General features: G+C 70.3%; 14 protein-coding genes and 1 pseudogene. 8 read left to right on the top strand and 7 right to left on the bottom strand.

What is annotated here, in order from left to right; translation table 11 throughout:
• Positions 1 to 17 precede the first annotated feature (17 nt).
• From ACH4EW_RS12010 to ACH4EW_RS12025, 4 genes are all read left to right on the top strand, one after another.
• On the top strand, positions 18 to 1238 hold the full coding sequence (locus tag ACH4EW_RS12010; RefSeq protein WP_398254920.1) for an Ig-like domain-containing protein: 1221 nt from the start codon (positions 18 to 20) through the stop codon (positions 1236 to 1238).
• A gap of 520 nt (positions 1239 to 1758) precedes the next feature.
• Positions 1759 to 2100, top strand: coding sequence for an ArsR/SmtB family transcription factor (locus tag ACH4EW_RS12015; RefSeq protein ID WP_398254922.1), 342 nt, complete (start codon positions 1759 to 1761; stop codon positions 2098 to 2100).
• Positions 2097 to 3812, top strand: a complete 1716-nt coding sequence (locus ACH4EW_RS12020) for a SulP family inorganic anion transporter (RefSeq protein WP_398254925.1) — start codon at positions 2097 to 2099, stop codon at positions 3810 to 3812. The genes ACH4EW_RS12015 and ACH4EW_RS12020 overlap by 4 nt, the downstream gene beginning before the upstream one ends.
• 152 nt (positions 3813 to 3964) lie before the next feature.
• Positions 3965 to 4318: a zinc ribbon domain-containing protein YjdM gene (locus ACH4EW_RS12025; RefSeq protein ID WP_398255998.1), complete on the top strand. Its 354-nt coding sequence runs from the start codon at positions 3965 to 3967 to the stop codon at positions 4316 to 4318.
• Positions 4319 to 4433: 115 nt separating this feature from the next.
• On the opposite strand, the gene ACH4EW_RS12030 is transcribed toward ACH4EW_RS12025, so the two are convergent.
• The 3 genes from ACH4EW_RS12030 to ACH4EW_RS12040 form a co-directional block, all read right to left on the bottom strand.
• Positions 4434 to 7820, bottom strand: coding sequence for a S8 family serine peptidase (locus tag ACH4EW_RS12030; protein WP_398254927.1), 3387 nt, complete (start codon positions 7818 to 7820; stop codon positions 4434 to 4436).
• 283 nt (positions 7821 to 8103) lie between these two features.
• Positions 8104 to 8841, bottom strand: coding sequence for a beta-phosphoglucomutase family hydrolase (locus ACH4EW_RS12035; RefSeq protein ID WP_398254930.1), 738 nt, complete (start codon positions 8839 to 8841; stop codon positions 8104 to 8106).
• A 122-nt stretch (positions 8842 to 8963) separates the two neighbouring features.
• Positions 8964 to 9314: a hypothetical protein gene (locus ACH4EW_RS12040; RefSeq protein WP_398254932.1), complete on the bottom strand. Its 351-nt coding sequence runs from the start codon at positions 9312 to 9314 to the stop codon at positions 8964 to 8966.
• A 70-nt stretch (positions 9315 to 9384) separates the two neighbouring features.
• Between ACH4EW_RS12040 and ACH4EW_RS12045 the strand changes: the two are divergent.
• A pseudogene (locus tag ACH4EW_RS12045) lies at positions 9385 to 9681 on the top strand (phosphoketolase); the annotation flags it as partial.
• Between the two features lie 160 nt (positions 9682 to 9841).
• Here the strand turns inward: ACH4EW_RS12045 and ACH4EW_RS12050 are convergent.
• Entirely contained in the window at positions 9842 to 10870 is a 1029-nt protein-coding gene (locus ACH4EW_RS12050; protein ID WP_398254934.1) for a helix-turn-helix domain-containing protein, read from the bottom strand.
• A 908-nt stretch (positions 10871 to 11778) separates the two neighbouring features.
• Between ACH4EW_RS12050 and ACH4EW_RS12055 the strand changes: the two genes are divergently transcribed.
• Both ACH4EW_RS12055 and ACH4EW_RS12060 read left to right on the top strand, forming a co-directional pair.
• On the top strand, positions 11779 to 18900 hold the full coding sequence (locus tag ACH4EW_RS12055; protein ID WP_398254936.1) for a hypothetical protein: 7122 nt from the start codon (positions 11779 to 11781) through the stop codon (positions 18898 to 18900).
• A 4-nt stretch (positions 18901 to 18904) separates the two neighbouring features.
• On the top strand, positions 18905 to 19378 hold the full coding sequence (locus ACH4EW_RS12060) for a hypothetical protein (RefSeq protein ID WP_398254938.1): 474 nt from the start codon (positions 18905 to 18907) through the stop codon (positions 19376 to 19378).
• 308 nt (positions 19379 to 19686) lie between these two features.
• Here the strand turns inward: ACH4EW_RS12060 and ACH4EW_RS12065 are convergent, their stop codons facing one another.
• The gene (locus ACH4EW_RS12065; protein WP_398254941.1) at positions 19687 to 20313 is read right to left on the bottom strand and encodes a hypothetical protein; all 627 of its coding nucleotides are present in this window, start codon (positions 20311 to 20313) and stop codon (positions 19687 to 19689) included.
• An 844-nt stretch (positions 20314 to 21157) separates the two neighbouring features.
• Here ACH4EW_RS12065 and ACH4EW_RS12070 point away from each other — a divergent pair.
• Entirely contained in the window at positions 21158 to 22246 is a 1089-nt protein-coding gene (locus ACH4EW_RS12070; RefSeq protein WP_398254944.1) for a hypothetical protein, read from the top strand.
• A gap of 160 nt (positions 22247 to 22406) precedes the next feature.
• Here ACH4EW_RS12070 and ACH4EW_RS12075 read toward each other — a convergent pair whose 3' ends face one another.
• Together ACH4EW_RS12075 and ACH4EW_RS12080 are read right to left on the bottom strand one after the other, a co-directional pair.
• Entirely contained in the window at positions 22407 to 23078 is a 672-nt protein-coding gene (locus tag ACH4EW_RS12075) for a GntR family transcriptional regulator (protein ID WP_398254946.1), read from the bottom strand.
• A gap of 49 nt (positions 23079 to 23127) precedes the next feature.
• On the bottom strand, positions 23128 to 23874 hold the full coding sequence (locus ACH4EW_RS12080; RefSeq protein WP_398254949.1) for an SDR family NAD(P)-dependent oxidoreductase: 747 nt from the start codon (positions 23872 to 23874) through the stop codon (positions 23128 to 23130).
• Positions 23875 to 23882: the final 8 nt, after the last annotated feature.

The following is a 23882-nucleotide window of genomic DNA, read 5'->3' on the forward strand; positions in this document are numbered from 1 at the left end:
CCTTGGAGGTCTTGCCGTTGTTCTCCGCACGTCGGCGCATACGCCGTACTGCCCCGCTCGCCCACCCGGTCCGGCTCACCCTGATCGCCGGTACCGCGGTGCTCGGCGCCACGCTCACCGCCTGTTCCGGCACCTCCGCGCCGGACTCGGGCAAGGGGGCTGCCCGGACCACACCGGCGCCGGCGCGCAACGCCAAGATCTCGGTGAACCTCCAGGGCACCAAGGCCGCCCCCGGGCAGCCCGTGAAGGTGACTCTCGACGCCGGAAAGCTGAAGACCGTCAAGGTGAGCCCGACCGAGGGGAAAGCGCTCACCGGCCGGATATCCGCCGACGGCAGGACCTGGACGTCGGACCGGGTGGCCTCGCCCGGCATGACGTACAGCGTCGAGGCGAAGGACACCGAGGGCGGCAGCGACACGGCCGACTTCACCACCGCCGGGGTCAGCAAGGTCAACAAGCTGACGCTGGCTCCCGGCAAGAACACCACGGTCGGCATCGCCCAGCCCCTGTCGATCGTCTTCGACAGCCCGGTGAAGGACAGGGCCGCGGTCGAGAAGGCCCTGAAGGTCTCCACCTCGAACAACACCGAGGGCTCCTGGGGCTGGCTCCAGGACTACTCCGGCAAGGACCGTGTCGACTGGCGGCCCAAGGAGTACTGGAAGTCCGGTACGAAGGTCACCCTCGAAGCCGACCTCAACGGAATCGACTCGGGCCCGTCCGGCGGCTGGTTCGTCCGCGACTATCGGACCACCTTCACGATCGGCGCCGAGCAGGTGGTCAAGGTCGACCTCGACCGTCACCGCCTGGCGCTGAAGCGGGACGGGAAGGCCGTCATGGACGTGCCCATGTCGGCCGGCACCCCGGGCGGCGAGAAGGCGTCCTGGCGCGGCACGGCCGTGCTGATGGCCAAGGAGGGCACGATCAACATGCGCTCCGAGACGGTCGGCCTGGGCGACGCCTACGACAAGATGGTCGACTCGTCGATGCGGCTGACCTGGTCGGGGATGTACGCCCACGCGGCGCCGTGGAACGCCGCCTACTTCGGGGTGGCCAACCACAGCTCGGGCTGTGTCGGGATGAGCGACGCCAATGCCGCTGCGCTGTACCAGCAGGTGAGGGTCGGCGACCCGTTCGAGATCACCGGCGCGGACGCCAAGGGCACGGTCGCGGAGGGCAACGGGTACGGGGCATGGAATGTGACGTGGTCCGACTGGCAGGCGAAGAGCGCGCTGAGGTGAGCCGCACGGCCGTGCCGCGCTAAGGGCTGTCCCGTAATCCGTGGTGGATCAGCGCGCGGCGTCAGATGTGGTGCATCGCAAGGCGGAGGGACGCCCGAATACTGGATGTATTCGGGCGTTCCGACAACGCGGCGAGGATGGGGCATCCCCTGCTCGAGCGCAGCCGAGAGCTTGGGGAAGCAGCTGCCGTCGTGCGCCCGCCAGGAATTACGGGACAGCCCTGGAACTCCGTCGCTTCCGAGCACCGCGGCGCCGAGGGCACCCGCGTTATTGCACGCCGGGCGAGGGCTGCCGACGCGCATCCGCAGGTCCGGCTCGTCGGGATCCAGGACGCCGGCGGCACCCGAAACGTGCACACCGGCGGAGACACCGGCGGAGCAGCACCGGGCTCTCCACCCATACACGAATTGCAAAATTCTGCAATTCACTACATGCTGTGTTGGCCGTGTCCGCAGGTAGCCGCGGACACGGCACCAGTCGATGCCTCGGGTGCCCGGGGTGATGAGGAGTGCTGGAGACCGTGCCGGTTCCGCTGTACCAGGCCAAAGCCGAGTTCTTCCGGATGCTCGGGCACCCGGTCCGCATACGCGTGCTGGAGCTGCTGCAGGGCGGTCCGATGCCGGTGCGCGACCTGCTGACGGCGATCGAGGTGGAGCCCTCGGCGCTGTCGCAGCAGCTGGCGGTGCTGCGCCGCTCCGGCATCGTCACCTCCACCCGGGAGGGCTCGACGGTGGTGTACGAGCTGGCGGGCGGGGATGTGGCGGAGCTGATGCGGGCTGCGCGGCGGATCCTGACGGAGATGCTGGCCGGGCAGAACGAACTCCTGGAAGAGTTGCGGGAAGCCGACGGTGCCGCCCGGTGAGTACGTTGCTTGCCCGCTCCTGGGACCGGGTCTCCGCTCTGCTTCCTGCCCGCGCCGACTTCGCCGTCATGGGCCGCAATCCGCGCCGCGACCTGCTCGCCGGACTCACCGTCGCCATCGTGGCGCTGCCGCTCGCGCTCGGCTTCGGTGTCTCCTCCGGCCTCGGCGCCGAGGCGGGGCTGGCGACCGCCGTGGTGGCGGGGGCGCTGGCTGCGCTGTTCGGCGGCTCCAACCTCCAGGTGTCCGGGCCGACCGGCGCGATGACGGTCGTCCTGGTGCCGATCGTCGCCCAGTACGGGCCCGGCGGGGTGCTGACGGTCGGGCTGATGGCCGGCGTGCTGCTGATCGTGCTCGCGCTACTGAAGGCCGGCCGGTACATGCGCTACATCCCGGCGCCGGTGGTGGAGGGCTTCACGCTCGGCATCGCATGCGTCATCGGTCTCCAGCAGGTGCCCAACGCGCTCGGCGTCGCCAAGCCGGAGGGCGACAAGGTCCTCGAGGTCACGTGGCACGCGGTCGAGGAGTTCGTCCGCACCCCGAACTGGACCGCCCTCACCATGGCCCTCGCTGTGGCGGCCGTGATGCTGCTGGGCGCCCGCTGGCGGCCCACGATCCCGTTCTCGATCGTCGCGGTGATCGCTGCCACCCTGGCCGCCCAGCTGTTCCACCTGGACGCGGCCGCCCCGATCGGTGACCTGCCCTCCGGGCTGCCCGCCCCCTCGCTCGGCTTCCTGGACCTGTCCGCGCTGGGCTCGCTGCTCGCCCCGGCCGTCGCGGTCGCGGCGCTGGCCGCGTTGGAGTCGCTGCTGTCGGCGACCGTCGCGGACGGGATGACGGTAGGCCAGCAGCACGACCCGGACAAGGAGCTCTTCGGGCAGGGCATCGCGAACCTGGCCGCCCCGCTGTTCGGTGGCGTCCCCGCTACCGCGGCGATCGCCCGGACCGCCGTCAACGTCCGCACCGGCGCGGGCTCCCGGCTCGCCGCCCTCACCCACGCCGCGGTCCTCGCGGTGATCGTCTTCGCCGCCGCCCCGCTCGTCTCCAAGATCCCCCTGGCCGCGCTGGCCGGGGTACTGCTGGCGACCGCGATACGTATGGTGGAGGTGGGTGCGCTGCGGGCGATGGCCCGCGCGACCCGCTCGGACGCGATCGTGCTGGTGCTGACCGCCGCCGCCACGCTCGTCCTCGACCTGGTCTACGCGGTCATCATCGGCCTGGTCGTCGCGGGCGCCCTGGCGCTGCGGGCAGTCGCCCAGCAGGCCCGCATCGATCAGGTCGACTTCCGCCCCGACCTGCCCGGCGAGCACAGCGACGAGGAACACGCCCTGCTGGCCGAACACATCGTCGCCTACCGGATCGACGGGCCGCTGTTCTTCGCCGGTGCCCATCGCTTCCTGCTGGAACTTTCCGAGGTGGCGGACGTGCGGGTGGTGATCCTGCGGATGTCGCGGGTGTCGACCATGGACGCCACCGGCGCCCTGGTCCTCAAGGACGCGGTGGAGAAGCTGAACCGGCGCGGTATCGCGGTGATGACCTCCGGGATACGTCCCGGTCAGCGCCAGGTGCTCGAATCGGTCGGCGCGCTGGACCTGCTCCAGCTGGAGGGGCGGGAGTACGCCACCACGCCGGAGGCGATCGCCGGGGCCCGTGCCCACCTGCGCCGGGCCGGGCTCCTGCCCGGTGTTCCTGTCACCGAAGACGCTTCCCGATGAGTGGCCCGGCGCGCGTGTCGCGGCACCAGGGCGTGTTTCGAAAGTCCCGTCCGGCCGGGGGCGGACGACGCTGTTTTCGAAACGCGCCCTAGCCAGAACCTGATGTAAGTGATGCACAGGAACAACCAAGGCAAGGAAAGACCATGAGCGATGTGACCGAGGCGCTGCCGCCGTGCCCCGAGTGCTCCGGCGCGTACACGTATGAGATGGGCGCGCTTCTGATCTGTCCCGAGTGCGCCCATGAGTGGTCGCCCGCGGCCACCGGGGCAGCGGATGGCGCCGAGGACGGGGTGATCAGGGATGCGGTCGGGAACGTGCTCGCCGACGGCGACACGGTGACGGTGGTCAAGACGTTGAAGGTGAAGGGCAGCCCGTCCGGGATCAAGGCCGGCACCAAGGTGCGCAACATCCGCCTGGTGGACGGGGTGGACGGACACGACATCGACTGCAAGATCGATGGGTTCGGCCCCATGCAGCTCAAGTCCAGCGTGGTCAAGAAGGCCTGACCCGGCACGCCGGCCCGTCGCGGGCCGGACACGGACACAGGTGGCAACCGGACCACCTCCGTGCTCCGGCCGGGCGGGCCCCCGTTGTGGGAGACCGCCCGGCCGGACCATGTGGTTACCGAACGTCGTGGGCGCGGGTGATGGTCTGGGTGACCGCGTTGCCGTTGGCGTCGGTGAGGGTGGCCTTCAGCGTGACCTGCTTCCCGGAGGCGCCGGTGTGGTCGAGGACCGCCGTCCACTTGCCGTCGCGCTGCTCGGTCGGCGCCTGCGTCCAGGTGGTGCCGCCGTCATAGGAGTAGAACAGCGAGGCCGCCGTGATCGCACCCGGGGTGTACCCGGCGTGGCCCTCGACCGACAGGCCGACCTTGATGCCGCTCTGCGCCGGCAGGGTGTTCAGGCCGTCCACGGGCAGGTCGTATGCCGGGTAGAGGATCGGCAGACCGCGTGAGTAGACGTCAGTCTCCCGGTGGGAGCGGAAGCTCCAGGTGGTGGTGACGGCGGTGGAGCGCAGCCAGTTCCGGTCCGCGGTGTCGATCTTGAACAGGTTCTGGGTGAGCTCGTACGCGGAGTCCTCGTCCGGCACCTGGAACACCGCGTACGGCCAAGCGCTTCTGGCGATCTGCTCACCGTTGCGCTTCAGCACCAGGTTGCCGAGGTCGCCGAACGAGCCGCCGTAGGACCAGTGGTCGCCGGAGCCGTCGACCCAGAGTGCGTTCTGGAAGCCGATCAGGTCGCCCTGCCGCTCGGCGGTCAGCATCAGCTTGCCGTCGGCGTCGCGCGGCGCGGCCGGCCGCAGGGGGCCGCCGTACCACTCCTCGGTGCGCCGCTCTCCGGGCTGGTAGGCGCGCTCCTGGTCGCTCATGAAAGCGGCCCACGGGAAGCTGGTCATCGCGCCGTGGTACCAGGCGTCGTCACCGGTCGTGTAGTAGGCGGTGCGGGTGGTGGGCACATGGACCTGGCCGAACAGGCTCACGGGGACCTGAGTGTTGCTGCTCCCGGAGGGACGGATGAACATCGCGTCGATGTAGTCGCCCTCCTTGCCCATGGCGTTCCACGTCTCGGTGACCTGGGCCAGCTTGGAGCCCTTGGGCTTGTAGACCTGGTCGGAGTGGAGCGGACCCTCGGTCGGGAACGACAGGTTGTAGATGTAGGGCGAGCCGTCCTCGGAGCCGGTCGCGCGCCAGGTGGGCCGGAACTCGAAGGTGCCGTTCTCGGCACGCCCGTCGACGTCTGCGTAGAACTTCTGGACGGTCTTGCCGGCCATGATCGATCCGGTCACCTGCCAGGTGTCGTCCCACGTGCGGGCGTAGCTGAACGTGGTGTTGCTCACCGTCGAGGGCCGGTCGGTGTGCAGGCTCAGCCGGTGGGCCCTGCGGGCGTCGAGGACGACGGTGGTGTCATGGGTGATCCGCAGCTGCGGCTTCGCGAGATAGCCGACCGACTCGGGCACGTTGTTCGCGTCGTACGACGCCACGAAGCTGCTGAGGGCATAGTCACCCGGGCGCACGCTGTATGTCTGGTCGGCCGCGCCGTTGTTGTTGCGGCGCTCGCCCTTGTCGGTGTCGAGGCTGACCAGGTCCAGGGAGGAGGGGCCGGTCGCCGGCTTGCCATTGCGGTCGATGACCTTGACCCGGAGGGTGACCGTCTCCGGCTGGACGTAGAGCGTGACGGGCACGGAGACATGCTCATCGCCGCCGGTGGCCAGGATCCGGCCGGTGACGGCGCCGTACTGGCCGGCCTTGAGGCGGGCCGTGGGGTCGATCCGCAGCGGCACCTGGGCGGTGGCCCCCGCGGGGACGGTCACCTTGCCCTGCTCCAGCTTGATGATGCCGGAGTTGACGTCGCTGCCGTCGTTGCCGTGCACACCACTGACCTTCAGATGCAGGGTCAGGTCGCTGCCGCTGGTGTTGGTGAAGGGCACCTGTACCGTGGTGCGGTCCGAGGCGTCCTGCGGCCAGTTGTAGCTGCCGGCCTGGACGGCGGGCGCGGAGAGCACCTTCTGGTTCACCGCGGCGAACACGTCGAGGACACCGGCCCCGGTCTCGTCGGCGCCGGCGACCTTGCCGCCGGTGCGGGCGGAGGAGGCCAGGGAGGCCTTGATCTGCTGCGCGGTCCAGTCAGGGTGGGCCTGGCGGACGATGGCCGCAGCGCCCGCGACATGCGGGGTCGCCATGGACGTACCCGACATCGACCGGTACGCGTACACGCCCCGGCCGCCCGCGGCCGCCGCCGAGATACCAACACCGGGCGCGGCGATCTCGGGCTTGAGAGTGCGGGTGACCGCCACGGGACCCCGGCTGGAGAACCATGCGGTGCTGTCATCGCGGTCGACCGCGCCGACGGTCAGCACACCGGGCGCGCACCCGGGCGAGGAGACCGTCTCCATGCCCGAACCCAAGTTGCCGGCCGCGACGACGAACAAAGTGTGCGTGTTCTTCGACAGTTCCTTCGCGGCCTCGGCCATCGGGTCGGCGCAGTCGCCGACAGCGGAGCTGCCGAGGCTCATGGAGACGACGTCGGCCTTCTGGTCGACGGCCCACTGCATACCCGAGATGATCCAGGAGGCCTGGCCGGAGCCGGAGTCGTTGAGGACCTTGCCGATGAGCAGGTCCGTTTCGGGCGCGACGCCCTTCTTCTTGCCGTCACTGGCGGCTCCCGAGCCGCCGACCGTGGACGCGGTGTGGGTGCCGTGACCCTGCCGGTCGTTGACGCTCGAGGAGTTGGTGAAGTTCTTGGACGCGGTGACCCGGCCCGCCATGTCCGGGTGCTCGGCGTCCACGCCCGTGTCCAGCACGGCGACCTTGGTGCCCTTGCCGTCGTAACCGGCCGCCCAGGCCTCCGGCGCGTGCACCTGCGCGGTGGACCGGTCCAGGGTGGCCTCGACCTTGCCGTCCAGCCACAGCTTCTTCAGCGTGGAGGCAGAGCGTGAGCGGGGGTTGGTGACGTCCTGCCAGAAGGCGGCGGCAGTGTCCTTGCCGGCCTTGAGCGCGACGCCGTCCACAGCCGGGAGGCTCAGGCCCCGCTCGGCCCCGCGAGGTGCCGCCGGCGCGCTGTCGGCAACGTTCACACTGCTCTGGTAAGTGGCGATAAGTGGCAGTGTGTCGGTGTGTGTGTCGTCGTATCCCTGGCGGATGAGCCCAGTGACGTTGAACAGCTGCTCGTCGACCTTGCCCTCGGCGATCGCCTGGGAGGCGTCCTCCGGGTAGACGTAGAGGTCCTTGCCCATCTGATGGGTCTGGAACATCGGCTGCGTGCCGTCCTCGCGAGGCAGCACGGCCGCCGAGCTGTGGCCCGACGTGTCCGTGGTCACCAGCACCTTGTCGCCGGTGACGAGCGTGACCGTCACCTGCTTGCCGCCCGGCGTTTTGCCGCTGCCGATGACGGGCCTCTTCCCTGATGCACCGTCAGGCGGCGTATCCGCCGCCCCGGATGGCGTGATCGCAGTGACGGCCAGGACGGCGGCGGTCGCCGTGCCCAGGGCTGTACGCGTTATGGGGCGCATGAGACTCCCTACTTGACGCCGTGAACATGCCATTCCGCAGCCTGGCAGACACACGGATCGTGTAGGGATGCCGCGTGTGACGGGTTTCCCGCGTGTCGGTATTCCGTCACGCGGTCACATCACGTGGTGCGGCGGCCCGGTGGGACTTCGGGCCTGACAGGTGGAGGTGTGCCCGGGCCGGCACTGGCCCGTTGATCTCGCCGAAGGGGGCGCGCGGGACAGGCACCTGTCGGCGTGGGTGCGCGCGGCGGCGACGGCCTCGTGGAGTCGGACGTGTGCTTGATCACGAGCCTGCCCCCAGTTCCGCGAGGTCCCGTACGACCACGTCGGCACCGTGGGCGCGCAGCGCGTCCGCCTGGCCGACGCGGTCCACGCCGACGATGTACCCGAAGTGTCCCGAGTGCCCGGCGTCCATGCCCGCCAGTGCGTCCTCGAAGACGGCGGCGGCCTTCGGTTCGACGCCGAGGTCATGGGCGGCGGCGAGGAAGGTGTCCGGGCGCGGCTTGCCCGGCAGATGCCGCTCGGCGGCGACGATTCCGTCGATGCGGACGTCGAAGAGGTGCTCCGCGCCGATCGACAGCAGGACGTCGCGGCAGTTGGCGCTGGACGAGACGACGGCCGTACGCAGGCCCGCGGCGCGCACGGCCTCGATGAAGCGGATCGTGCCGTCGTAGGCCTCGACGCCGTGCGTGCGGATCAGTTCCAGGAGAAGTTCGTTCTTGCGGTTGCCGAGGCCGTTGACGGTCTGCCTGTCGGGCGGGTCGCCGGGGTCGCCCTCGGGCAGGTGGATGTCACGGGACTCGAGGAAGGTGCGCACGCCGTCGGAGCGGGGGCGCCCGTCGACGTGTTCGTGGTAGTCGGCGTCGCTGAAGGGCCGGTAGGAGTCCCCGTCCCGTCGGCGCAGGAAGTCGTCGAACGTCTGCTTCCACGCGGCCGCATGGACGACGGCGGTCTTGGTGATGACCCCGTCGAGGTCGAAAAGGCAGGCCTGGATACCGTCCGGAAGACCGAGCTCTGTCATGGGAGCCACCTTAGGGCTGTCCCTGACCGCACTGGCCGCCGCGAATTCGGCTCACCAGGCCGTCCGAGCGTGCACCGACAGTGGCTCGCCTCTCACCGATACGCCACCTCGCCGAGCGACCGTCAGTGAGGGCGCTCAGGGCGGCGCCCCGGGGGCTGGGCGGGTTCTGGCGGGGGCTCCTCCGTGATCACCTCGGTCATCCACTTGTCGGTGCGTTCCTCGAAGCCCTTGGCGGCACTCACCACGGGGACCCACGGTCGGACGGGCGGCGCCAGTTCTGCCAGGACCTGCCGGAAGGCGTGTGTCGGCCCGGCCATGACGACCACATCCGCCTGCTCTGCGGCATCGGACAGGAGCGCTGTTGCCCGCAGTTCCGGATGCAACGGCCGGCCCGGCAAGTAGTCCGGATTCTCGTGCGCCGCGGTGATGTGCTCGGCCAGTCCCGGCTCACGCCCACAACAGCACCGGGCCATCGCGGGCGGCAAGCGACGCAAGCGTGGTCCCCCGGGAACCGGCGCCGACGACCGTCATCCGCAGCGTGCCCACGGCTGCCCCTGGCTGATCCACCGCCTCGCCTACCGCCGCGCCGGACACCCCCACCTGCATGTGCGCGGCTACAAGGAGGAGGGCACCACCACCACGCCCTTCGACATGGTGGTCCGCAACGACCTGGACCGCTACCGGCTCGTCATGGACGTCATCGACCGCGTGCCCGGGCTCACCGTGCGCGCCGCAGCCGTCCGCCGGCAGATGGCCGACCAGCGCACCCGGCACCACGACTGGATCCGTGAACACGGCGTCGACCTGCCCGAGGTCGCCGAATGGACGTGGCCGCACTGACCGTTCGCATCCGACCCGCGCGGGGCATGTCGGCGCCGGCGGGAACCACGCCCGGGCGGGGCGATCGGGGAGTTCCTCACGGGCGAGCCATGCTGATGGCGGCACTGGCGGGATGCGATCGTCACCAACCCGAACTTGAGCGACAGAGTCGAGGAGGAGGTCAAAGCCAGCCCGCACGTGCGGCGTGCCACCCGAGTTGCAGGCGCGAATCCACTGCGGCAAGGTCCATCAGGCGGCGTATCCGCCGCTCCACGGTGCGTACGGAGAGACCGAGTTGGGAGGCCGCCCGCCGGTCGGAGATCCCTGCCAACAGCAGGGCGAGGACCTCCAGTTCCCCCTCGGTCGGCTGCCGGTCGGCTGCCGGATCCGCGCGCAAACCCGTGGTGGTGGTGTAGAGCGGCCGGGCCTGCGCCCATTCCTTCTCGAAGAGATGGACCAGGGCAGTCAGCAGCCCGCTGCGGTGCACCACGATTGCGCTCGGCTCACCGCCGGAGTCCGCCATGTCCAGTGGCACCATGGCACGTTCCCGGTCCGACACGATCATCTTCAGCGGCAGCGATTCGACCAGGCGGAGCTTGAGGCCCGCCATCATGGCTGCTCGCACGTCCTGTACTGCGTCGTGACCGTCGAGATAGTTCCTGGCAGCCACGACCTGGAAGTCGACTCCGCGGTCCAGCGCGGCATTCTCCGACATGTCGGCATCCTCGCGCGGCACCGCGATGGGCTCGCCGACGAGGAAGACAAGCAACTCCCGCTGGGCTCCGCGCTGCAGTTGGTGGAACCGGTGTGCGACCTGCTCCACGCCGACGACCACCTCCACGACGTTGCTCGCAGGGTGTGCGGCTGTACTGCGGTACTGCTCGGTCAGCATCGAGAACGCGGACTCGGCCCGGTGCAGCGCGTTGCGCTGCTCGACAAGCAGCGGTGCCAGGGCCACCGAGGGTGGTGCGAGCCGGTAGCGGGCGGGCTGAAGGCCGGCCCCGGGGTCGGCCGAGTCAGGTGCCCCGCTCTCGGCTTCGGTGGCGACCGCCACCAGGCCACGTGCCACCAGGTCGAGCAGGATGCGGGCGGTCTCGGCCTTCTCGATTCCCGTCTGCCGGGCGAGATCCTGCGCGGAGGCCGCCGGGCGGGCCAGCAGTGCCGTGTAGAGGGCCTCTTCGGCCGGGCCCAATCCCAGCGCCTGCAGCATCCGGCTCCTCCTCGGGCGGCCACCGTGTCCGGCCCTGGCGCAGCTCGCGTGGACCGAGCGGATTCTTCTCGGCCGAACCCTATCCCGCCGTCAGAATCCCGCCATTGGCTGTTTGGCCGGTCTGCACCCCACCCTGGACGGCCCCGGACTCGGCCTCCCGGGTGGGAAACGCCTCGTATCCGGGGGCTCCGCAACATGGCTGGAAAATGAGGATCGCCAACGTTCCTCAACGTCCGGCTGAGCTCGCCGTCAGGGGTGTATTCGCACAGATCGCAGCCTTCGTCACCGCCTGTACCGTCCACAGCACGCGCATTCGGAGGCAACCGAAGCATGAGCAGACGATCCGCTCGGCCCCGGCGAGTACGAGGTGGCGCAGCTGGTCGAGTGGTGCAGGCCGATCTCCGCCCGTCATGGGCTTCTTCGCGGGGTGGGGTGGCAGTACCTGCGATGAGGCGGAGACGGAGAGGTCGAGGACGTAGACGGCCGGTGGCGTCCGGGTGCCGGGCGCGGAGGGTCCGGCGGCGGGCTTCGTGGGCTCGTCCGAGGAGGGGCGTCAACCTGTGGTCCATACCTGTCACTCCGGGGGCATCCGCGCGCCTTGGGATACGAGACGGTCACTTCCGTGCCGGTGGAGGGCGGAAGACTGTCCACGCCGGGTAACAAGATGATCAACAAGCGGATCACTTTGTCCGCCACTGGGTTCCGTGCCCTGTTGATGAAGATTATTTGATCTTCACGTGAAGAACCGCGCGTGACATGGTCACGGGGCAAGCGGCAGCGTCAACTCGTGGGGAGGGGCGAGCACGCCGACAACTGCCGTACCGAGGGAAGTATGGCCCGGGCGGCGGGGTCGCCTGTCATGCTCACGTGGAGTGCTGCCGAACGATCTCAGAGATTGCAAGGCAGACATGTCATTGCTCAGAGACATCGGCAGACGCCGGCGTCGCATACGCTCCACACTGGCCAGAGCCACCAGTACGACGGCACTCGTCACCACCGCGGCTGTACTGGCGGGCGTGTTACAGGCCGCTCCGGCCCTGGCCGACCCGGCGGACGAGAAGGACACCGGGGTCAGCCGCAACAGCATCGGCGAGGACCCCCGGCGCGACCGCTGTCTCGCCGGTGTGGCACTGCACGTCGGCGGCCCCCGGATGAAGGCCAAGGCCGTCGAGGCACTGACCGGCACCAACGAGCAGCTCCGCGAGGCCATCGGAGACATCGGCTGGATCGGTTACGGCCCCTTGGGCATGGCCGGAACCGCCGACGAGGAGGACGGAAAAGCATACCAGAACGCCAGTAACCAGCGTACCGAAGAGCTCAACAAGGCCAACAAGCCCTACGTCGAGTCCGCATGGGCCAGCGAGGACATGGAGTGGCACGCGCCGGCCTTCGGCGCGGACGTGAACTACTTCACCGCGATCAACCAGGTCCAGCTCGCCTTCCCGCTCGGGTGGGACGGCCACAGCGAGGCCAGCGACGAGGCGATCGCCCGGGCCCGTGCGATCACCGAGGAGAACTCGGGCAAGGACGACTGGCACGACGCCGCGGCGGGCGTGATGCTGCGGGACGTCGGATACAAGTACTCGGGCGGCACCACCTCCAGCGACATCGCCTCCTACCTGCGGCGCGGCGGATTCGCGTCCGAGGCGCCGGCCGAGGAGTCCGCCGAGTACCACGTCGAGGTCGAGGACCTCAAGCAGGCCTGGGCGGCCTGCGACTACCAGAACCCGATCGACCCGCGGCGCGTGCTCAACGCCCCGGTCATGACGGCAATGGTCGAGTGGGAGCTGGAGTACGCGGGGCAGGCCGCCCAGCGTGCCACGATCATCCAGGCGGAAGCGGACGCCGCCGCGGCGACCCAGGCCGCGACCAATGACATGGTCGAGGCCATCCGCCAGGCCTGGATCGTCGAGCAGATCCTGATCTGGCGCAAGTACTGGCAGGACGAGCTCGCCAACGATCCCGACACGATCTTCGAGAAGCCCGACCAGGCGTTCTACGACAAGGCCACAGCCGATCAGAACGCCGCCCGCACCAAGGTGGCCGCCCTCGTCGCCTCGGCCAAGGCGCAGGCCGGCAAGGCCACCACGGCCGCCCAGAAGGCCGCGACCGCGCAGCAGGAGGCCTGGGCCGTCGCCGACACCACCCGCGTGCCGCGCGGCCGTGGCCTGATGTACGCCCAGCAGTCGGTCCAGGTCGCCCGCGCCTCGGCGGCCGCCGCCACGGCCGCCGCGAAGGCGACCGAGACCGCGCTCGCCGCCGCCAACGCGACGATCGCCGACGCGGACGCCCTGCTCGCCAAGGCACAGACCGACTCGCACGCCATCAGCACCGAGTTCCGCCGCGTCGCGGCCGAGGAAGCCGCCGCCCAGGCGAAGGCCGCCGCCGACAGCGCCGAAGCCAATGCCAAGGCTGCTGCCGACAGCGCGAAGACGGCGAAGGACGCCCGTACGACGGCGGAGCAGAAGCGCGACAAGGCAAAGGCCGCCGCCGCCACCGCCGCCACCGAGCACGCCAAGGCACAGGCGGAGAAGGCCACTGCCGTCGCCTCCCGCGCCAAGGCCGCCATTGAGCGGGCCGAGGCACAGGAGGCCGAGCAGCGCGCGGCGACCCAGCAGACCACGGCCAGGAACGCCGACACCGCCGCCGCGACCGCGACCGCCGACGCAACGGCGAAGCGCAAGCTCGCCGACGAGAAGGCGAAGGCCGCGCAGACCGCGCGCGAGAAGGCCGTCGCCGCGCTACAGGCGAAGCAGGCCGTCGCGGCCCGCGCCGCCGCGCTCGAAGCCGCGGCCACCGCTGCCGAGGGCACCGCCGCCTCCGCCGAAACCCGGGCCGCGGCCACCGCCGCCCGTACGGCGGCGAACCAGGCAGCCCAGGCCGCCACCGTCGCGCAGACAGCGGCGGACGAGGCGACCACCGCCGCCGTCGGCGCGCGGACCGCCGCGACCACGGCGGAGGGCGCCGCCAAGCGCGCCGAGTCCAACGCCGGTAACGCGTGGTCGGCTTACCACACGTCCCTCAACGCGGCCTCTTCGGCGTACGCGGCCGCTGCCGTCGCCCTGGACGCGTCGCAGGACGCGGCGCTCCGCGCGGACAACGCCGCCACGGCGTCGGAGAATGCCACGGAACTGGCCGAGAAGGCCGAGCAGGAGGCCGTGGCCGCCGCGACGAGCGCGGCCGAGGCCGTCAAGTCGGCCGCGACCGTGGTCGGCCGTGCCTACGCGGCCGGACAGGCGGCGCTCGCCGCGCGCGACAGCGCGAAGGAAACGATCGCCGCCTCCAGCGAGGCGGTCGCGGTGGGAACCCCGTACCGGGTGAAGGACAGTTCGGCCGCGTTCGCCGCACTCGTCGGCCAGTCGTCGAAGACGATCGCCGAGCAGCAGGCGGCGGCGGCCGAGGCCAAGGCCACCGAGGCGGCAGCGGCAGCCGAGTCCGCACAGCAGGCTGCCGCGCAGGCGACGGGCGACGCCAAGCTCGCCGCCGAGGCCGCCGCACGCGCCGCGAGCGATTCGGCGCGCGCCGTCGAGGCTTCGACCCGCGCCCAGACGTCCGCCGCCGACGCGGCCGACGCCCAGAAGGGTTCCAAGAGCGCATCCGACGCTGCGGCCGGCTACTCCCAGCAAGCCGGTGTCGACGCGGCCAGTGCCCGCCTCGTCGCGAACGACACGAATAACGCCGCCAACGAGGCGGACCGCGAGGCGACCGACGCCGAGCGGCACGTCGCCGAGGCGAACGAGAAGGCCGGCCGGGCCGCGGACGCCGCCAAGGGAGCCCAGGACAAGGCAACCCAGGCAGAGAAGGACGCCAAGGACGCCGAGGACAAGGCGTCCGACGCTGCGGGCAACAGCACGTCCGCCGAGGAGGCCGCGAAGGAGGCCGAGCAGGAGCAACGCGAGAAGAACGAGGCCGCGCACAAGGACGCGCTCACCGAGGGCGTCACGCCCATCAAGGGCGGCGCCTCCAACTGGCCGGTCCTGGGCGAGCGCGAGGAGAAGATCCTTCTCGACGAGTGCGGCCAGGCCTGTGTCGACGATTACCGGAAGGGTCTCGCGGCCGTCTCGGTGGACATCGTCGCCTGGGCGACGGCCAACGGCGGGCAGATCCTCTTCGAAGAGCTCGACGCGGCCAAGGTGAAGGAGTGCCTGGCCGGCTACGACGTCGAGGACTGCCTCTGGGAGCTCGTCGACATCGCCTCGTCTGCCGTGATCGTGGGCCGTGTGCCCGCGCTCGCCCAGGCGGTCGAGAAGGTCTCCGAAGGCGTCCGACAGATCTTCGTCGACGCCGACAACGCCCTGCGCCGGCTCACCGAGCTCACCGCCGTCATCAGTGACGTCCGCTCCACCCCGCGCCTCAACCAGTGCCTCGCGGGAGTCGCCCTGCACGCAGGCGGCGCCAAGATGAAGGCCAAGGCCATCGAGGGCCTGACCGGCACCAACGACCAGCTCGACGCCGTCATCGGTGACGTCGGCTGGATCGGGTTCATGCCCCTGGGGCAGGCCAGGGACCAGGACGAGAAGGCCGGCTACGCCTTCATGGACGCCATGGCCGCCCGCGAGGCCCTCCTGGAGGACGCCAACCGGCCCTACGCGATGAGCTCGTTCGACGACGGAATCACCCTGCACGCGCCGGAGTTCGGCGCGGAGATCCTCGGGTTCACCCTGGCCTCCCAGGCCGAGCTGTCCCACCGTCTGGGCTGGGACAACCACACCAACGCCGGCGACGAGGCGCTGGCGAAGGCCCGGGAGATCACCGAGCAGAACCGGGGCAAGGACAGCTGGCACGACGCCGAGGCCGATGTCATGCTGCGGTCTTCCAACGTGAGCAACACCCGGTACTCCGGCGGTACGACCTCCGCCGACATCGCCACCTACCTGCGGCACGGCGGCTTCCTCGACAAGAAGGTCACCGAAGGCTCCGCCGAGTTCCGCATCGAGGTCGAGAACCTCAAGCAGGCCTGGGCCTCGTGCAACCACCAGGACCCGGTGGACCCGCGCAACTCCCTGAGCGAGGTCGTCTCGCAGGCCTCGGCCGAGTGGGAGGCGGAGTACGCCGGCCAGGCAGCCCCGCGCGCGGTCATCGTGCAGGCGGAGGCCGACGCCGCCGCCGCGACCCGGGCCGCCGCCGACAACATGGTCGAGGCCATCGGCCAGGCTTGGTTCGCCGACCAGATCCTGCGCTGGCAGAAGTACTGGCACGACCAGCTGAAGAACGACCCGGACGACATCTTCAAGCCGAAGCAGGCCCTCTTCGACCAGGCGAAGACAGACCTCGCGAAGGCCCGGGGCAAGGTCCAAGCGCTCGTCGCCGCCGCCAAGGAGCAGGCCGCCACCGCCAACGCCGCCGCGCAGCGTGCGGTGACCGCCCAGCAGGAGGCATGGACGATCGCGGACGCCGCCGAGGTGCCGCGCGGCCGAGGCCTGATGTACGCCCAGCAGTCGGTCCAGGTCGCCCGCGCCTCCGGCGCGGCCGCCACGGCTGCCGCGAAGGCGACGGAGACGGCCCTCAACGCGGCGAATGCCACGGTCTCGACGTCCCAGACACTGCTCGCCCTGGCCCAGACCGAGTCGAACGCGGTGAAGACCGAGTTCCGCCGCATCGCCGCCCAGGAGGCCGCCGCCCAGGCGAAGGCCGCCGCGGACAGCGCGGACAAGCAGGCGGCGGAGGCCGAGGCCAACGCCAAGACAGCGAAGGCCGCACAGGCCACAGCCGAGAAGGAAGAGGAACAAGCCCGCAAGGCCGCTGCGACGGCACAGGCGGAACGTGCCAAGGCAGAGATGGAGCGGGCCAACGCGGCTGCGTACCGTGCCACCGCGGAAATCGAACGCGGCAAGGCCGGGAAAGCCGAGGCGCGAGCCCAGACCGAGCGGGCAAACGCCGCGGAGGCCCGCAGCGCGGCCGACACGGCGGGAGCCACCGCGGCCGACCGGCGAGCATCTGCGGAGAGCTCCGAGATCGAAGCGTATCTTGCCCGGGATCGAGCGGAGCAGGCGGAGAAGGAGCGGGACAGCCTCGTCGCACGTGCTTCCGCCCTGGAGGCGGCCGCCGCGGCGGCCGAGGGCACGGCCGACGCCGCGGAGGCGCGGACGGCTGCGGGTGAGGCGCGTGCGGCCGCCGACGAGGCAACCGGTGCTGCGGGCAGGGCTCGCGACGCGGCACACGATGCCACGAACGCGGCCGTCGCTGCTCGTACGGCGGCCACCCAGGCACAGGGCGCCGCGTCCCGGGCCCGGGCGTCCGCGGACAACGCGTGGGCCGCATACATGACCGCGGCCGGGGCCGCCGCCGCGGCCCACGCGGCTGCCGCAGAAGCGATCGATGCCGCGGGCGCCGCGGCGGTCAACGCCGAGAAGGCGAAGGAGGATGCGAAGAAGGCATCGGCGGCGGCTGCGGTCGCGAAGGCGGAATCCGCCGGGGCCCAGGCCGAGGCCACGAAGACAGCGGCCTGGGCCGCGAAGACGGCAGGCCACTCCTATGCCACCGCCCAAGCGGCGCTGGCGGCCCGTGATACCGCGACCCACGCGGTGAAGCCGGCCACCGAGGCCATCGCCATCGGATCCCCGTATCAGGAGACGGATGCCTCGGCCGCCTTCGCGGTGCTGACGGGGCAGAGCGCCCTCACCCTGTCCGAACAGCAGGCGTCGGCGGCTGAGGCGAAGGCCTCGGAGGCCGCTGCCATGAGCAAGCAGGCGCAGGCGCTGGCCGAGCAGGCCGCCGGAGACGCGAAGCTGGCCGCGACGGCCGCGGCGAACGCCGCTGCGGATGCCGAACGTGCCGCACAAGCGATGGCTCGGGCACAGGCGGCGGCCAAGGCGGCAGCAGCCGCCGCGAAGGCAGCGCAGGCAGCAGCCGGGCGGGCATCGGGATACGCCCACCAGGCGGGCATCGACGTCGGCTTCGCCTTGTCCGCGGCGTCCGACGCCGAGGTGGACGCGACCGCAGCCGACCGTGAGGCGACGGAGGCCGAGCAAGACGCGGGCAGTGCCCGCGCCGCGGCAACGGCTGCCGAGACGGACGCAGCAAGCGCCCGTGACACGGCGGCCAAGGCCGAGACGGACGCGACGGCGGCGGAGCAGGCCGCTGAGAACGCCCATGGTGCGGCCGAGGACGCCGAGGCGGCCGCGGACCGTACGGAGGCCGAGGAACGGGCCAGGCTCGCGGAGGAGAACGCGGCGCGCGCGGAGGCGGGCCCGGTCGATGTGGGCGGTGACCTGACCGCCGACGAGGAGGCGATCCTGCTCGCGCAGTGCGGACAGGACTGTGTCGACGAGTTCCGCAAGGCCAAGGCTCTGGCGTCCATGGACGTTATCGACTGGGTCACGGAGAACGGCGCGGACATCCTGCTCGAGGTGGTGGGCGTGAACAACGTCCGCCGCTGCCTCGGCGCCGGTGACGTCGAGAGTTGCCTGTGGGCGCTGGTGGACGTCGCGTCCCTGGTGGCCGTGGTCGGCAAGCTTCCCGCGGTCAGCAAGGCGATCTACCGGGTCGTGTCGGGCATCGGGAAGTTCTTCGAGCAGACGCGGACCGCGAAGAAGACCCTTGAGTGGCTCCGCAACATCATCAAGCAGCACGAGGCGGTGGAATGCCTCGTCGAAGGGATCGAGGGCGCTCTCTCGACGCGTGCGAATTCCGGCACCGTATCCGCTTACGGAGCGGCGACCGCACGTGCCGGAAGCAGCAAATTCTGCGGCATCAAATGGGTTTCGATGGTCGACCAGGACTGGGGCGTGAAGGGAGCCCACATCAACCTGAAGAACGGCCGGGAAGTCAGAATCTTTATCGACCACGAAGGGAATTTCGCGGGTTCGGCCATCCCTGTCAAGGCGGGACTGGCCACCAAGGCGGAGATCGATGGCACCATCGCCGCCATCAAGTCCGACGCCTCGCTGCGAGCCGATTTCATCGCAAAGGCGACCGAGGCGATGAATATCATGAACACCCCTGCATCGAAGGGCGGAAACTGGGGAATGGCATTGAACAGGGCGGCAGAAATGGCCCGGATCATCAGGGCCCTGAAGAAGCTAGGATGACCGGATGCTGATCACGGACGCACTCTCGTACGCCCTGGAGACGGGTGAATTCCTCGGCGCAAGGATTGGAATGCGACCGGCCGACGTCGAGGAACGTCTCGGGTCCGGAGTGCGGCAGGTCCACGGCCGCGGTCCGAACCGGTTCCTCCGGATCGACTTCGGCCTGGCCGAGGCCACGTTCGGCGGCGAGCCCGACTGGGCGTGCCAGTGGCTGTCCATTCACCCGCACCGGATCGACTCGATGCCGGAACTGGCCGCGGAGATCCGTGAACAGTACGGCCTGGTGGTCTCCGGCCCCGTCACGTGGGGGCAGTTGTCCTCCAGTGCGAGGGCTGGTGCGGCGCCCACTGGGCCATGCCCGCCGGACCGGCAGGTGCGCTACAGGGCCGACGCCGTCAGGGCGACCGTCCAGCTGTCGCCGCGCACCGGCGGCGACGAGCTCAGCCGGGTGATCGAGAAGATCTCGATCGGGATCTGACCGCACCGGTCGGCTACTTCGGGATCTGGCCGGTCGGTCTTCAGAGGCCTCCCCGCGCTGTATGGCGGGGAGGCGGCCTCCCTTTTGGGCTCTCCTGCCCGATGTGTGGGTCTTCGGGGTTCTTCCACAGCGCGCACCGGGAGTGCTTCAGTCCGTGTGCCGGTTCGGGGTCGGCGGCTTGGCGGCTTGGCGACGGGCACGGTTCCAGGCCACACGACGCGCCCAACCATCCGCCACGCGGGCGCGCTGGCACACGCGAGAGGGCCGCCCCGACGGGGCGGCCCTCTCTTCGCAGACGCGTATCGCCGTCAGCCCAGCTGCTTCAGCTGCCCCTCGATGACCGCCTCCGGGATCGCGGCCTTCTTCGGGGTGAGCATGTTTACGCCGTAAAAGGCCGCGATCACCCCGTCCTTGCGGACCACCGTGTAGGTCATCGGCACCTTCTGCTTGCCGACCACGCTGGTGATCCGGTAGCCGACGGCGTCGTCCCCGAGGCCAGGATCCTTCAGCTGCTCCACCGGCCTGTAGCTGAGTCCGAGGGTCTTGAAGCCATCGGGGCACTTCTTGACGGCCGTACGCAGGTCCGTCATGACCTTCTTCGCATTCTTCTCGGAGTGCGAGGCCAGCCACATCGAGCCGACGGTGGCGTTCTTCGCCTCGGTGGGTTCGAGGGTGCGGTGCTCGACGCCCACCGCGGCGATGTGGGTGAAGCCGCCGGCCAGGCTCGCCAGCGGCTGGCACTCGGCCTTGTCCGCCTTCATGTCGCGACCGGCCTCGACGTTCACCTTGGCGACCTTCTTGGCCTCGAATCCGTTCTTCTTTCCGGAGAGCGTGGCCTTTTCGAGGGCCTGCGGGGCCATCGCGCCGATCCGCTCGGCCTCGGCCGCGACCTTAGCGTCCGCGTCGGCCGAACCCGGCGTGCTCTTCGCGCTCACCTTTGGCTTCTTCTCGCCGGAATCCGCCGGTTCGCCACTGCACGCGGACATCGCGAGGAGGGCCGGCAATACGGCGGCAATCGGGAGGACCCTGCACAGTCTCATGTGGTTATTTCCTGGCGTCTCTCGCTGGCGAAGAATGAGCAGAATGATCTTACCGGCGACAGAGAGGCATTTTCATTACGTTTTGACGTCGGCCGGGCCGGCGCCCATTCCTTTCCGGACATGTCCGTCAGCTCCTTGAGTTCCCGCCCCAGCCTCGATAGTTCATGAGCCCTCGTCGGTTCGCAGGCGGGGAGTCCGTGTTTGCGGGGTGCTGAATCTCGGGGTCTGGGGCAGGTCGGGGAATCCGGCGCGCCGCAAGGCGGAGCGCCTGTACCCGGGGAACGTGATGGGCGAGCGCATGTACGCTGCCACAGCCCCCAGAGCCCGCGCCCCATACCGAACCATCGCGAGACCTTCGGGGCGAACACCGCGCCAAGCAGGGCACCGGTCGCGCCGATCCCGAACGCGATGCCGATCACACCTGCGGACAGTCCGAGGCTCAAGGCTGACGAACGGCCCACCGCTGGACGGCGATCCGGTCGGTCTCACGGACGCGGCGGTACGCCGGCTGATGCGCCGTACCGCCACACATCACGACCAGCGATCAGACCCACCCGGTCACTACCGCTGTCGTCCGTCACCCCTCCCGCCCCGGGCCGGGGCCCATTACCTGGCAGGTAATCGATCTTCGGAGCGGACGCGGGCAGGGTTGCCGTCACAGGCCAGGGAGCGCGGAACGCGCACTCCACCAGGGCCTGAAGTCACGGGTGTTCCCCCTACGACGGGTGAGAGGTCGAAGATGCGCGGTACGAAGATGCTGGGGCGTGCGGGAGCCGTCACGGTCGCGATGGTGTCCGGGATGGCATTCGGCACGGCACATACGAACCCGAACACGGACGCGGGAACCGTGCTGCACGCGACAACCGCCGCCGCACCAACCCCGGCCGGGTGCGCGGAGGTTCGTGACAAGGTCGGCACACTGGAGGGGCACATCACCCCCAACGCCTGCGCGTTCATGAAGCGGCAGATCACATTCGGCGAGACCGCCACCGGGACGCCGCCGCAGCCGGGTGAGATCGGACACCCGCGGGTCGCCGCCTATCTCGACATCTTCGACCCGGAGGCCACTCTCTGGGAGGCCGGAAGCGATCCGCAGCGCGGACACGCCGTCGTCGGGAAGTCCATCGTCAACTCGCTGCGTCTCGTACCGGACCTGCGCTACCGGGGCACCGAAGTCGTCGCGGACGGTGCGGTGGTGATGTTCGGTCAGTGGAACGAGGTCACCGTCAAGGGTCACAAGGTCGGCTATCCGCAGATCGCCCGCAACGTCCTCTCCGACGACGGCAAGACGATCCAGGCCCGGCGCTACTACGACCGGTACACCGTGTACCGCTCGGCCGCCCCCGAGCTGCACAACCTCTTCGAGGGTGTCGCAGACACAGGTCCGGACGCGGACACGCGCCCGGCGGCCGACGCCGGCCGGGGCCCCGCGCCGCGCCCCTTCCGCGCCGGGGACATCACGGCGCGGCTCGCGGCCTGGAACACCGAGAACGTCGACGCTCTCGTCGGCGGCGCCGGACACGGTCGCCTGACCGCGCCCGGCCTCGACGCGCCCCTCACGACCGCCGACGGCAAGTCGGCCTATCTCCGCCGGCTCTTCGACCACGCCAACGTCCAGCTGAAGCCGGGCCAGGTCGCGTTCGGCCGCACACACACCTTCGTGGAGTGGCACGGCACCGTCTCCAGCGTCAAGGGCGCGAACGTCCCCTTCGGAATCGTGGAGCGCTTCGGTCCGGCGGGTGAGTGGGAGCTGTACTTCGACACTCTGCCCCTGATAGCCAACCAGGACCAGATCACGGCCATGTTCGAGCGTCTGGCCCAGCCCTGACAGCGGCGCGGTCGGTCGCGGGTCCTCAGAGCCCGGGGCGGACGGGCCTGCCGGCCGCCCCGGGCCTGGGACTGCGGTCCGACCCTGAAGGGACCGTGCGGGTCAGGCCTCGTCCGCTCGACCCGCACCACCGACCGCGCCACGGCCCCGTCGCCCGCGGTCAGTCCTTCCGACCGGCCGGCACATGGGGAGGCGGTGCCAGATGCTCCAGGATCCGGTGCATCCCGCTGTTCCAGTTCTCCTTGAGCGCGGCGACGGCCGCGTCGAGGTCACCGCGCTGGAGGCACTCGGCGATCCGCTCGTGCTCCTCGGCCGAACGCTCCAGGACGTCCTGGTCGCCCAGGGCCACCCGCTCGTAGCGGTGCATCGTCACCTTCAGGGAGGTGAGCAGCTTCATCAGGCGGTCGTTCGTGCAGCCGGACAGGAGCAGGTCGTGCCACGCGTCGTCGTAACGCTCTATGACGTCGTGCGGCGCCTGCGGGACCGAGAACGCGCGCGCCTCCTCGAGCAGCCGGGGAGCCGTCGCCGCGAGGTGCTCGGGATCGCTGGACTCCAGGGCAAGCGCCTCCAGCGCCGCGACGATCGCGGACAGGTCACGGAACTCCTGGGCGCTGAGAGGCGTGAAACGGAAGCCCTTGCCGCGCTCGCTGGTGATGACGCCTTCGCGCTCCAGCGTGATCAGTGCCTCGCGCAGCGGAGTACGGCTGACACCGAGCTCGGTGGCGAGCTGTCCTTCGTTGATCGGCTTGCCGGTCGCGATCGTGCCGCGCCCGAGGCGCTTGATCAGTTCCTCCTTGACCTGTTCGCGCAGCGGGCGGTTTTCGATTGGCATGTGCGGCTGCCCTCCCCTTCGGTCCGGTCGATTATCCGCTACCGGCGGGTCACGCGGTACCGGCGCCGTCGACCGGGATGATCGCGCCGCTCAGGAACGCCGAGGCGTCGGAGGCGAGGAACGCCACCGTCTGGGCGATGTCGCGGGGCCGGCCTATCCGGCCGAGGGGCCGGTCGGCGGCATCGGCGTAGAAGGCGTCGGGGCTCTCGCCGAGCTGGCGGGCCTCCTCGGCGAGCATCCCGGTGGCCGTGTCGCCGGGGCAGACACAGTTGACGCGGATGTTGTCGGGGCCGTGGTCGATGGCCATGGCACGGGTCATGTTGACGACGGCGCCCTTCGACGCGCAGTACGAGACGGCCCGGCCGCCACCGCGAATGCCCCATCCGGAGCCGGTGTTGACGATGGAACCGCCGCCGCGCGCCGCCATGCCCGGGATCACGAGGCGGCTCATCAGCATCACCGAGCGGATGTTCACGGCCATCACCAGGTCCCAGTCGTCCTCGGTGATCTCGCAGACCGTGGAGCGGCGGATGATTCCCGCGTTGTTGAAGAGGACGTCCACGCCGCCGAACAGTTCTTGCGCGGTGTCCACAACGGCCTCGCAGTCCTCGCGCCGTGACACATCGCAGCGTACGAACGTCCCTCCGGTGTCCTTCGCCGTCTGCTCGCCGCCGTCCGTGTGGATGTCGGCGATCAGCACGCGGGCGCCGAGCTCTGCGAGCACCTGGGCGGTGGCACGGCCGATTCCGGCTCCGCCGCCGGTCACAATGGCACGCTTGCCGTCAAGGGAGATCATCTTGGGCT

It is taken from the genome of Streptomyces sp. NPDC018000 (assembly GCF_044328025.1).
Lineage (GTDB): Bacteria > Actinomycetota > Actinomycetes > Streptomycetales > Streptomycetaceae > Streptomyces.

Excerpts from the sequence above, each read along its gene's own strand:
- ACH4EW_RS12030 (WP_398254927.1), bottom strand. The coding sequence starts at position 7,820 with ATGCGCCCCATAACGCGTACAGCCCTGGGCACGGCGACCGCCGCCGTC.
- ACH4EW_RS12035 (WP_398254930.1), bottom strand. The coding sequence starts at position 8,841 with ATGACAGAGCTCGGTCTTCCGGACGGTATCCAGGCCTGCCTTTTCGAC.
- ACH4EW_RS12040 (WP_398254932.1), bottom strand. The coding sequence starts at position 9,314 with ATGGCCCGGTGCTGTTGTGGGCGTGAGCCGGGACTGGCCGAGCACATC.
- ACH4EW_RS12050 (WP_398254934.1), bottom strand. The coding sequence starts at position 10,870 with ATGCTGCAGGCGCTGGGATTGGGCCCGGCCGAAGAGGCCCTCTACACG.
- ACH4EW_RS12055 (WP_398254936.1), top strand. The coding sequence starts at position 11,779 with ATGTCATTGCTCAGAGACATCGGCAGACGCCGGCGTCGCATACGCTCC.
- ACH4EW_RS12060 (WP_398254938.1), top strand. The coding sequence starts at position 18,905 with ATGCTGATCACGGACGCACTCTCGTACGCCCTGGAGACGGGTGAATTC.
- ACH4EW_RS12070 (WP_398254944.1), top strand. The coding sequence starts at position 21,158 with ATGCGCGGTACGAAGATGCTGGGGCGTGCGGGAGCCGTCACGGTCGCG.
- ACH4EW_RS12075 (WP_398254946.1), bottom strand. The coding sequence starts at position 23,078 with ATGCCAATCGAAAACCGCCCGCTGCGCGAACAGGTCAAGGAGGAACTG.
- ACH4EW_RS12080 (WP_398254949.1), bottom strand. The coding sequence starts at position 23,874 with ATGATCTCCCTTGACGGCAAGCGTGCCATTGTGACCGGCGGCGGAGCC.